Source organism: Hyphomicrobium sp., from assembly GCF_041659645.1.
Lineage (GTDB): Bacteria > Pseudomonadota > Alphaproteobacteria > Rhizobiales > Hyphomicrobiaceae > Hyphomicrobium_B.
The window spans coordinates 475,810-487,497 of record NZ_JBAZXX010000001.1 but is presented as its reverse complement, the minus strand read 5'-3'; the positions used below and the strand labels follow the sequence as shown (position 1 = coordinate 487,497).

The following is an 11,688-nucleotide window of genomic DNA, read 5'->3' as shown; positions in this document are numbered from 1 at the left end:
TCGGTTGGCTGATCCAGGTCAAAAGCGCGCCGCATATCTTCGAACGCCGCGCCCCCGCTTCCGCGATCAAATGCATAGCAGACCGTCGCAAAACGGGAGAACCGCGACGTCAACGCCGCGAGCCGCTCACAGCCACCACAAAAAATCGCGTTTTATCGCAGCATTTCGCGACTTTTTCAAAGAGCGCGGCCGACACCCCCCGCGCGGACTGACACACCGCAAAAACTTGTTCTGCATCAAGGTCGTCTCCGTCAATGGTCGTATTCCCAAGAACACGAAGCTCAATAACGTCCCCCTCCGCCGGGCAACCGCTTAGTTCATCCCGCACGATCAAAAAAATCAGTCCCGAGAGCATCGGCCGGCCCTGATCGGGAACGCGACACCACCATCTAGGAAGGACAAAGATGAAATTCTCGACGACGAATCCCTACACCGGGGAAGTCCTGAAGACTTTTCCCACCGCCTCCGAAGCCGACATCAACAACGCCATCGAGAAGGCCGACACTGCCTTTTTGGCTTGGCGCGAAACCGCTTTTAGCGAACGCGCCCGGATCATGCAGAACGCGGCCGATATTTTGCGCCGCGACGTCGAGAAATACGCACCCATTCTGACGATCGAGATGGGCAAACTGCTCACCGAAGCCCGCGCCGAAGTCGAACTTTCGGCGCGCATCTTCGAATACTACGCCAAGAACGCCGAAACGCTTCTCGCACCCGAAAAGCTCCCGGTCGCCGACCCGGCCGAAGGCAATGCCACGCTCGTATGCGAACCGCTCGGCATTATTCTCGCGATCGAGCCCTGGAACTTCCCCTATTACCAGATCGCCCGCATCATCGCGCCACAGCTCTCGGCTGGTAACGTCGTTCTTCTGAAGCATGCAGCCAACGTCCCGCAAGCGGCCGTCGCTTTCGAAAGCTTGATGCTCGAAGCCGGGCTGCCGGCCGGTGCCTTCACCAACCTTTTCATCGACCACGAGCATGTCGGGTTTATCCTGAATGACCCCCGCGTCCACGGCGTCGCGTTGACGGGTTCGGAAGGTGCGGGCTCGATCGTCGCGGCGGAAGCCGGCAAAGCTCTCAAGAAGTCCACAATGGAACTCGGCGGCGCCGATGCCTTCGTCGTGCTCGCCGACGCCGACCTCGACAAGACCGCCAAGTGGGCAGTCTTCGGCCGTCACTGGAACGGCGGCCAGGTGTGCGTGTCCTCGAAGCGCATGATCATCGAGGACTCCGCCTACGACGGCTTCATGGAGCGCTACGTCAAGGGCGTGTCCGAACTTCGCGCCGGTGATCCGATGGATCCGAACACGACGCTCGCGCCGCTCTCCTCGCAACGCGCCGTCGATGACCTGAAGGACAAGATCCAGCAGGCCGTCGCCCACGGCGCCAAGGCGATGGAAGTCGGCCCGAGCGTGCCGAACCAGGGCGCCTTCCTGCAGCCGACGATCCTGACGGATATCGGCGAGGACAATCCGGCGCGATATTGGGAGTTCTTCGGCCCCGTCTCGATGATCTTCCGCGCCAAGGACGAAAACGACGCCGTTCGCATCGCCAACGATTCACCGTTCGGCCTCGGCGGCTCGGTTTTCACCTCGAACCCCGCCCACGGGGCAGAAGTCGCCAAGCGCATCTCGACGGGCATGGTGTTCGTCAACCACCCGACGATGGTGAAAGCAGACCTCCCGTTCGGCGGCGTCCGTCGTTCGGGTTACGGCCGCGAATTGCTTGGGCTCGGCATCAAGGAATTCGTAAACCACAAGCTCATTGACGTCGTGGAAATCGACGCGCCGTTCTGAGCCGGCAAGCCTCAATTATCAGACATGGCGCCCCGTGCGAGACCTCTCGTGCGGGGCGTTTTCGTTATGCGGCCAAGATCCAAGACTTCCGCCATCCGAGACTGCGGCCCCAACCCGATCACCGCTCAATTAATTTCTTCGACTTGATAAAGCGGCCGGTACCGGCGCGTGACGACCGTGACACGTTCGCCGTCGCGGAGCGGGCGAAGACCACGCGTCACGAGTTGTATCGTAACGCCGCTGTCGGTCAAAAGCTCGGCATAGTCGCTTCCCCACACCCTGATCGTACCGGTGAACACATGTGTTCCCTGTTCGAGCAGATCCGGAGCGCCTGTTTTGGTGCCGCTCACTTGGTGTCACTCACGTGTCGCGTGCCACATTCGCCAGTCACTATTCAGTTTGCCGACGAAATCTCGTCATCCGCAAGGCCGCAGATCTCATCGTCTGCTGAATTCCACATCGGCCCGACGCTCAACGCGGCAATGCCCGTCGAATTTGCAACAGACCGGAGTGCCTATCTTGACTATTAGATCCGATCAGCTCATGTGAACCGCGCGGTGGTCCGGTTACGACCCTGCGAATCCAAAGGAACCCCAACCCTTGTCTAGCGACAGTAGTCGATTGCCCCAGCCGTCGAGGCTCGTGGACTGACCGTTGGGTCGGCTCCCCACGGTCCGTGCGACGGCGGATCTGAAGGTGAGCCATGGAAAATATCCGCAATGCATCGGGCAACGACGTTGACCCGATTCTTCTGGTGGAATTGCTCGAAGAGCATGACGCCGACATCGTCGCGCAGCTCAACGAGCAAGAGCCCGAAACCGCCGCCTCTATTCTCTCGCAGCTGCCGCTCGACCGGGTTGTAGAAATCTTCGACCGGCCCGAGCTTTCGGGCGCCAGCGACCTACTCCTCGAACTGCCCGAGGAGTTCGCCGGCCACGTCTTGACGGGCATGTCCGCCGACCGCGCCGCCGACTTGATCCGCCAGATGGATGGGCCGGACCAGACCCGCCTTCTCGCCCTTCTCGACTTTGAGGCCGCTCAATCGCTGAAGCTGCTGCTCACCTACCATGAGGGCACCGCCGGCAGCATCATGACGACCGAGTTTGTGAGCGTACCGGCAACCTTCACGGTCGCGGACACTTTGAAGCTCATCCGCGAGGTCGAGCACACGCGCGAAACGGTCTATGCGATATATGTGATCGATCCGACGACGCGTGAGCTCGTGCGCACCGTCACGTTGCGTCAGCTGATCACCGGCGAACCGGATCAACCCATCCTTGACGTCGCCCCGGACCGCGATCCCATCTGGGTCGATCCGGATACCGACCGCGAGGAAGTTGCGCGCCTGATCTCGATTCACGATCTTCTCGCCGTCCCAGTTCTGAACCCACGGCACCGCGTTCTCGGCATCGTGACGGTCGATGACGTTATCGACGCGATCCTCGTCGAGAGTACCGAAGACGTTCAGAAGTTCGGCGGCGTCGAAGGCATAGCGGAGCCATACCTCGAAATCGGCTTTGTCGAGATGATCCGCAAACGCGCCGGCTGGCTCTGCGCCTTGTTCCTCGGCGAAATGCTGACCGCCAGCGCCATGCAGCACTATTCGGACGAACTTGAAAAAGCGGTTGTTCTGACCCTTTTCATTCCGCTGATCATGAGCTCGGGCGGCAACTCCGGCTCGCAGTCGACCTCGCTCCTCATCCGCGCGCTCGCGCTCGGACAGTTGCGGTTGCGTGACTGGTGGCGCGTCGCGCTCCGCGAAATTCCGACCAGTTTCACGCTCGGCGCCATTCTCGGTGTCATCGGCATGGGCCGCATCGCGGTTTGGCAGTTAACCGGCATTTTCGATTATGGCCCTCATTGGCAGCTGATCGCGCTGACCGTCGGATTGGGACTCATCGGCATCGTAACCTTCGGATCGCTCACTGGTGCGATGCTGCCCTTCCTTTTGAAGCGCGTCGGCTTCGACCCGGCGAGCGCCTCGGCCCCGTTCGTCGCAACCCTCGTCGATGTCACCGGTCTGATGATCTATTTCAGCGTCGCGCTGCTCGTCCTCCGCGGCACGCTGCTGTAGGCCCCCAAAAAACCGCGTTGAACGCAAGATCAGGTACGCGGAATAAAATCCGCGCACCTCACATCACGTTCACGCCGGTCGCGCGCGTCATTCCTGCGGCCATGATCCACCTTAGACCTGAACTAAAATCCAAGTTTCGAGCCGAAACGCAAGCGAGGCATTCCCGCAACGGTCGCGCAACCAATTGGGGTTTCCGGGCAATTAGACGCCGCGTAGTCAAGCTCAATAATATTGAACTTCGGATCATGGAGATGCATTTGATGTGCTAATGTCCAGGTACGCTGGCGATCCACGGAATGGGGCGCTCCGGTTCGATCCCTTTCCTCTCGATGCGGAATTCATGATGATGACCATTCAACGTTCACGATACATTCTTCGGCGCGCTCCGCGCATCGCAATCTCCGCGATGGTCGCAGCAAGTTTTATTGGTTGTCACATCTGTGCCGCATCCGCCCAGAGCGCACCTCCCGCCTTCCCCGTGACGGTCGCGCCGCCGCTCTCAAAGCATATCAAGACGTGGGACGAATTCCCCGGCCGCTTTGAAGCCGTCGCCCGAGTAGAGCTGATGCCGCGCGTCAGCGGCTACGTCGATCAGGTCAACTTTAAGGAAGGCACGCTCGTAAAACAGGGCGACCTGCTTTTTACGCTCGACAAACGCCCCTTCCAGATTGCGGTCGAGTCCGCGAAAGCCGAGGTCGCCCGCACACAGGCGCAAGTCACCTTCGCGAAAGCCGATCTCGAACGCGCCGCGCCGCTCGTCGAGTCGAAGGCCCTGAGCGAGCAGGTCTTCGAACAACGCAAATCAAGTCTCGGCGTCGCCGAAGCGCAGGTGATGTCGGCCAAGGCGCAGTTGGACTCCGCCGAACTCAATCTTGAATGGGCGGAAGTGCGCGCCCCGATCTCGGGACGAGTCTCCGATAAAAAGATCGATGTCGGCAACCTCGTCATCGGCGGGCAGGTCAACTCGACGTTGATGGCAACGATCGTCACGACCGACCCCATCCACTTCGTCTTCGACACGTCCGAAGCTGACTATATGCGGTTCGCGCGGTTGCGAAAATCCGGCGCGCTTCCGGCGTCCCGCCTCGCCCCCAATCCCGTCCGCGTAAAACTCGCCGATGAAGCTGATTGGGTGCATGAAGGCACGATGGATTTTGTCGACAACGCTTTCAACCAACGCTCCGGCACGATTCGCGGCCGCGCTCTTCTTGCAAACAAGGATGATTTGCTGACGCCCGGTATCTTTGCCCGTATCGCAGTTTACGGCGGTGATTCCGACGCTCTTCTCGTCCCGGACCCGGCCATCATCTCCGATCAGGCGCGCAAGATCCTCTACACCGTCAACGCCGACAACGTCATCACCGCGACACCGGTGGTCCTCGGTCAGATGTATGAGGGCCTGCGCATCGTCAAAAGCGGCCTCAAAGCCGACGACCGCATCGTGATCGAGGGCGTCGCCAATCCCGCCATTCGTCCGGGAACGAAGGTCGCGCCGACGCAGGGAACTATCACCCCGCCGGATAAGACCGCCCAAAACTGACCCGAACTAAAACTGACGAGACCCTAGCCCTCAGCTTCAACCGCCGAAAGCCAGATGCGCCTCTCTCATTTCTTCATCGACCGGCCGATCTTCGCAGCAGTCGTTTCGATGATCATCACGATTCTCGGGCTCATCTCGGTGCGGCTTCTGCCCATCGCCGAATACCCCGACATCGCCCCGCCGACCGTCGCCATTCACGCCACGTACCCCGGCGCCTCCGCGCAAGTCATCGCCGAGACCGTCGCGACCCCCATCGAGCAGGAGGTCAACGGTGTCGACAACATGCTGTATATCAACTCGCAGTCGACGGGCGACGGCCTGGTGACGATCAACGTCGTCTTCAAGCCAGGCACGAACGTCGACGAAGCCCAGGTTCTGGTTCAGAACCGCGTGGCGGTCGCCGAGCCTCGCCTGCCCGATGACGTGCGGCGCCTCGGCATCTCCGTGCGCAAAGCCTCGCCCGACTTGATGATGGTCGTCCACATGACGTCGCCCGACGGCACGCGCGACCAGCAATATATCTCGAACTACGCCACGCTTTACGTGAAGGACGTGCTGACGCGCATCGACGGCGTAGGAGACGTCAACGTGCTCGGTGCCCGCGATTATTCGATGCGCATCTGGCTCGATCCCGACAAGGTCGCCGCGCGCGGTCTGACCGCGGGCGAGGTCGTCGCCGCTCTCCAAGCCGCCAACCTGCAGGTCGCGGCGGGCTCGATCAACCAGCCGCCAGCGTCGTCCGACGGCGCTTTCACAATCAACGTCAAGACGCTGGGACGACTGACGTCGACCGATCAGTTCGAGAACATTGTCGTCCACGCCGAGCCTGACGGATCGGTTGTCCGCGTCCGCGACATCGCCCGCGTCGAACTCGGCTCCCAGGATTACACCGTCAACGCCTATTTGGATAACAAGACCGCGACGGCTCTCGTCATCTTCCAGAAACCCGGCTCGAATGCGCTTGCCACGGCGGCAGCCGTCAAGGGCGAGATGGAGCACCTGAAAAAGGACTTCCCGCCGGGCGTCGGCTACACGGTGGTCTACAATCCGACCGAGTTCATCCAGTTCTCGATCGATGCCGTGGTGCAGACGCTTATCGAAGCGCTCGTGCTCGTCGTTCTGGTCGTGATCGTATTCCTGCAGACTTGGCGCGCCGCGATCATTCCGATTCTCGCCATCCCCGTGTCGCTGATCGGCACGTTCTTCATCATGAGTTTGGTCGGGATCACGTTCAACACGCTCTCGTTGTTCGGCCTCGTTCTCGCCATCGGTATCGTCGTCGACGACGCCATTGTCGTCGTCGAAAACGTCGAACGCTACATTCAGCAAGGTATGACGCCGAAGGAAGCCGCGCATAAAACCATGGACGAAGTCGGCGGCGCGCTGCTGGCAATCTCGCTGGTCCTCATTGGCGTCTTCCTGCCGACGGCATTCATTACCGGCTTGCAGGGCTCGTTCTTCAAGCAGTTCGCCATCACGATCGCCGCCTCGACGGCAATCTCGCTGCTGGTGTCCTTGACGCTTTCTCCCGCGATGGCCGCCCTCCTTTTGAAGCCGCACGCTACGGGACATGAGCGTCCCAACGTACTTGTGAGGATCCTTGGCGCTCCGCTCCGCTGGTTCTTCGCAGGTTTCAATTGGGCGTTCGGTGCCCTCTCACAAGGCTACGCCTGGCTGACGCGAAACCTGATCCGCATCGCCGCCATTCTCGTGGTTGTGTATGCCGGGCTTCTGTACGTCACGTACGAGCGCCTGTCCTCGACGCCGACGGGCCTCATCCCACAGCTCGACCGCGCCTATTTCATCACCGTCTTCCAGTTGCCGCCGGGATCGACGTTGAAGCGCACCGATGAGGTCGTCCGCCGCGCTTCGGAAATCATCATGCGCCGCCCGGGCGTCGCGCATGCCGTCGAATTCGTCGGCTTTGATGGCGCCACGTTCACCAACGCACCGAACACCGGCGTCGTCTTCGTCGCTCTCGATCCGTTCGAAAAGCGCGTTGCCAGCGGCTTGACGAAAGACGCGATCCTCGGCGATCTCCGCCAGCAGATGGCAGCGATCAAGGAAGCCTTTATTTTCGTGCTTGAACCGCCATCCGTGCCCGGCATCGGCACCGGCGGCGGCCTCAAGGGCTACGTCCAGGACAAGGGCGGCGTCGGCCTCCCGGCGCTTGAGGGCGCGGCGTGGGCGATGGCCGGCACGACCGGCCAAATGCCCGGCTTTACGCAGGCCTTCACCCTGTTCAACGTCCGCACGCCCGAAGTCTACGCCGACATCGACCGGACGAAGGCCGAGCAGCTCGGAGTTCCGATCAGCCGTGTGTTCGAAACACTCTCGGTCTACATGGGTTCGGCCTTCATCAACGACTTCAACATTCTGGGCCGCACGTATCGCGTGACGGCGCAGGGCGATAACCCGTTCCGCCTGTCGCTGCGTGACGTCTCCAATCTGAAGACGCGCAACATCAACGGCGACATGGTGCCGATCGGCTCGGTCGCGACCTTCCAGGACACAACCGGCGCCTATCGCGTGCCGCGCTACAACCTCTATCCCGCTGCCGAAGTCCAGGTTCAGCTCGCGCGCGGCTACTCCACCGGCACGGCCATCGCCGTCATGGAGCAGATCGCCGACAAAGTCCTGCCGCAAGGCTTCGGCTTCGAATGGACTGAGATTGCGCTGCAGGAAAAGCTCGCGGGCGACACTGCAATTTATGCCTTTGGCTTGTCGGTCGTCTTCGTGTTTCTGCTGCTCGCTGCCCTCTATGAAAGTTGGCTGCTGCCGCTCGCGGTCATCCTGATCGTGCCGATGTGCATCTTAGCGGCGATGATCGGTGTGAACATCCGCGGCCTCGATCGCAACGTCCTTGTCGAGATCGGTCTTATCGTTCTCGTCGGCCTCGCGGCGAAGAACGCCATTCTCATCGTCGAGTTCGCGAAGCAGGGCGAAGACAATGGTCTCTCGCGCGTCGATGCGGCCGTCGAGGCGGCGCGCACCCGGCTCCGGCCAATTCTGATGACGTCTCTGGCCTTCATCCTGGGCGTCGTGCCGCTTGTGTTCGCGGAGGGCGCGGGCGCCGAGATGCGACAATCTCTCGGCACGGCCGTCTTCGCGGGCATGCTCGGCGTGACCGCATTCGGCCTGATCTTCACGCCGGTCTTCTATGTGCTCGTCAGGATGCTAGCGCCGCGAAGGCATCCCCAAGCCGACGCGCATCAATCGCCGCCAGCCGACGCTCACACTACGTGAGGGCGGCTGACGACCGGCGAAAAAGGGCAAATTAACTGCCTCCCACCCCGTGGGATCGACAAACGGTCTTCCAAGCACCATCTAGGGGCGGCAACAGATGTTTGCCGTCTCGAATCCGATGGGTCTATAAGGGCGCTCCGCTTGCCCCCGTTAGCCTGATCAATCCTTCATAACAACTCAGTGTTCTCATGGTCTCAGAAAACAAGCCGACGCGCGCCGAAGTCGAGGCCGCCGTCAAAACCATCATCCGCTGGACGGGCGAAGACCCCACCCGCGACGGCCTGAAGGAAACGCCCGCTCGCGTTACCAAGGCCTTCGAGGAATGGTTCCGCGGTTACGACCAGGACCCCGAGGCGATCCTTCAGAAAACCTTCGAGGAAATCGAGGGCTACGATGAAATGATCGTGCTGCGCGGCATTCGCTTCGAGAGCCATTGCGAGCACCACATGGCCCCGATCATCGGCCGCGCCTGGGTCGCATATATCCCGAACGGCCGCGTCGTTGGCATCTCGAAGCTCGCGCGCGTCGTCGATGCCTATGCCAAGCGGCTGCAGATCCAGGAGAAGATGACGGCGCAGATCGCCAACACCATCCAGGAAGTGCTGCACCCCGAGGGCGTCGCGGTCGTGCTCAAGGCCGAGCATCACTGCATGACGACGCGTGGCGTCCACAAGCCCGGCACCGATATGGTGACGAGCCGCATGCTTGGCGCGTTCCGCGACAATCCGATCACGCGTCAGGAGTTTCTGGCGATGGTGACCGAGGATACCCGGACATCCTGACGTCGTCGGGCGGATAATCTACGCCCACGAGATAAAGGCCCGCCGCTGGCGCGACGGTGCCGCAGGCCTCGCGGTTGCGCGCCGCGAGCGCCGCCGCCAGGTCGCTGCGACTCCATTTGCCTTCGCCGACGAGCTTCAAGCTCCCGACCATCGAGCGCACCTGATGGTGCAGGAATGATCGCGCCGAAACCGCGCAGACGATCTCGTCGCCATCGTGCGTGATTTCGAACGTATCGAGCGTCTTGACCGGCGACGCCGCTTGGCATTGCGCAGCGCGGAACGTCGTGAAATCGTGCTTGCCGACGAGCACCTGCGCGGCCTCGTGCATCGCCCCGGCGTCGAGATCCTGCATCGTCCACCACACGCGATCGCGGTCGAGAATGGGCGGCGCGCGGCGCGTCAGCAGTCGATATTTGTAGTAGCGCTTAACCGCGCTGAAGCGCGCATCGAACTCGGTGTCGGCTTCCACACACGCAACGACGCCGATCAGGTTGGGCCGCAAATGGAAGTTCATGGCGTCGCGCACCCGGCCAGGCTCCCACGCTTTGCTCAGGTCGAAATGCGCAACCTGCCCAAGCGCGTGAACGCCCGCATCCGTTCGCCCCGCGCCGCGTACGCTGACGCTCTCTTGCGAGAATTTACGGATCGCATCCTCAAGCAATCCCTGGATCGACGCGCCCTGCGCCTGCCGTTGCCAGCCGACAAAGGCCGTGCCGTCGTATTCGATGGTGATGCGGTAGCGCGGCATTCAAACTCGTTGATGGAAAAAGGCGGTTGCGGCCATCCCTAACCGTTTCAGGCTCGGGCCTCAATGAACGCGGCGCCGCGCCGGGTTTAGGTGGCTACCACGATTGCTATTGCTCGGAAGGCTTCGCGGAGTCCTTGCCCGCTTCGGAATGACCCGACTTCGGCGGCGTCGGGCTCGGCACCCGGTAGAACGCCGCGCCGCGATAAATGAGACTGCCCCGGGAGTCGGCCTGTTCCACCGCCTGGAGATCGGCTTCGGGGGATGCCGGGCGAATAACCCTGACGCCACCCTCGATGGTGACGTCGCCTCCCGGCACGGCCTGCGGAACGATCGGGATTTTGGTGGGCGCGGACTCGGCGGCCATTGCAGCGCTCACCGCGCCAATCACCGCTATCAGACCGAAACAAAACCGCGCAAACATGATCGCTCTCGCTGACGCCAACAGCTTCTGTTGTAGACCCACGAGCGGATCTTTGCAGCCCCCGCCCTGGCTATCATTAATGGGAAAGCCGAGTCCCGGCGGTGAGCCGCGTTCCACGCAGGAAATCCGCCGCCGCCATCGGCTGTTTCCCAGCCCGCTGCAACTTCTCGATCCGGATAGCGCCATCGCCGCAGGCGATCGTCAGGCGATCGTCGATGAGCGTTCCCACTTCGCCACTCCCATCCGTCGCCGTCGCCGCCAGCACCTTGATCCGCTCGCCCTTGCCACCCAGCGCAAGCTCGAACCACGCCCCCGGGAACGGCGAGAGCCCGCGAATGTGATCGGCAACCTCTTTCGCCGTCCGCGAGAAGTCGATGCGCGTCTCACCCTTGTCGATCTTCGCGGCGTAAGTCGCGCCCGCGCTCGGCTGCGGTACGCATTCGAGCTTGCCATCTTCGAGACGTGCCAACGCCTCGACCATCAACTCCGCCCCAAGCTTCGACAGCGCATCGTGCAACTCGCCCGCAGTCATCTCCGGCGAAATAGCGACATCCCGGCCGAGACACACCGGACCGGTGTCGAGACCTTGCTCCATCCGCATGATGTTGACGGCCGTTACCGTGTCGCCCGCCATGATCGCGCGCTGGATGGGGGCAGCCCCTCGCCAGCGCGGGAGCTTCGATGCGTGCACATTGAAACAGCCAAGCCGCGTTGCATCGAGAACGGCTTTCGGCAGCAAAAGACCGTAGGCGACGACCACGGCCGCATCGGCGTCGAGCGCCGCGAAGGCCTCGCGATCGGCTTCGCTCTTGAAGTTGACGGGCGTTCGAACGTCGATCCCGAGAGCGTCCGCGCGGGCGTGCACCGCCGATTTGACTTCCGTCATGCCGCGTCCTGCTGGGCGCGGCGGTTGGCTGTAGGCCGCAACGACACGATGCCCCGCCGCCACGACCGCATCGAGCACGGCCACGGAAAAATCAGGTGTCCCCATGAAGATGAGCTTCAGTGGCATGCGGACCTTTTGGTTTGCGCGAACGACGAACCAATCCCGCGCGTGCGGCCGGCTCCTTGCAGGGGAGTC

The 11,688-nt window shown here is 61.9% G+C and carries 9 protein-coding genes; 5 read left to right on the top strand and 4 right to left on the bottom strand.

Features of this window, described 5'->3' with window-relative positions:
• Positions 1 to 404 precede the first annotated feature (404 nt).
• Entirely contained in the window at positions 405 to 1,796 is a 1,392-nt protein-coding gene (locus WC811_RS02195; RefSeq protein WP_372640454.1) for an NAD-dependent succinate-semialdehyde dehydrogenase, read from the top strand.
• A 125-nt stretch (positions 1,797 to 1,921) separates the two neighbouring features.
• Here the strand turns inward: WC811_RS02195 and WC811_RS02190 are convergent, their stop codons facing one another.
• Positions 1,922 to 2,146 carry a hypothetical protein gene (locus tag WC811_RS02190; protein WP_372640452.1) on the bottom strand — a complete coding sequence of 75 codons (225 nt, stop codon included), beginning with the start codon at positions 2,144 to 2,146 and terminating at the stop codon, positions 1,922 to 1,924.
• 353 nt (positions 2,147 to 2,499) lie between these two features.
• Here WC811_RS02190 and mgtE point away from each other — a divergent pair, with 353 nt between their 5' ends.
• From mgtE to folE, 4 genes are all read left to right on the top strand, one after another.
• Complete coding sequence (gene mgtE, locus WC811_RS02185) at positions 2,500 to 3,870, top strand: magnesium transporter (protein WP_372640449.1); 1,371 nt, start codon at positions 2,500 to 2,502, stop codon at positions 3,868 to 3,870.
• Positions 3,871 to 4,216: 346 nt separating this feature from the next.
• Complete coding sequence (locus WC811_RS02180; protein ID WP_372640446.1) at positions 4,217 to 5,410, top strand: efflux RND transporter periplasmic adaptor subunit; 1,194 nt, start codon at positions 4,217 to 4,219, stop codon at positions 5,408 to 5,410.
• Positions 5,411 to 5,464: 54 nt separating this feature from the next.
• Positions 5,465 to 8,656: an efflux RND transporter permease subunit gene (locus WC811_RS02175; RefSeq protein ID WP_372640443.1), complete on the top strand. Its 3,192-nt coding sequence runs from the start codon at positions 5,465 to 5,467 to the stop codon at positions 8,654 to 8,656.
• 188 nt (positions 8,657 to 8,844) lie between these two features.
• Entirely contained in the window at positions 8,845 to 9,438 is a 594-nt protein-coding gene (gene folE / locus WC811_RS02170) for a GTP cyclohydrolase I FolE (RefSeq protein ID WP_372640440.1), read from the top strand.
• Here the strand turns inward: folE and truA are convergent.
• From truA to fmt, 3 genes are all read right to left on the bottom strand, one after another.
• Complete coding sequence (gene truA, locus WC811_RS02165; RefSeq protein WP_372640438.1) at positions 9,386 to 10,186, bottom strand: tRNA pseudouridine(38-40) synthase TruA; 801 nt, start codon at positions 10,184 to 10,186, stop codon at positions 9,386 to 9,388. The two genes, folE and truA, sit on opposite strands and share 53 nt — an antisense overlap.
• 106 nt (positions 10,187 to 10,292) lie before the next feature.
• Positions 10,293 to 10,607 carry a hypothetical protein gene (locus WC811_RS02160; protein WP_372640436.1) on the bottom strand — a complete coding sequence of 105 codons (315 nt, stop codon included), beginning with the start codon at positions 10,605 to 10,607 and terminating at the stop codon, positions 10,293 to 10,295.
• Between the two features lie 76 nt (positions 10,608 to 10,683).
• Positions 10,684 to 11,619, bottom strand: a complete 936-nt coding sequence (gene fmt, locus WC811_RS02155; RefSeq protein WP_372640434.1) for a methionyl-tRNA formyltransferase — start codon at positions 11,617 to 11,619, stop codon at positions 10,684 to 10,686.
• Positions 11,620 to 11,688: the final 69 nt, after the last annotated feature.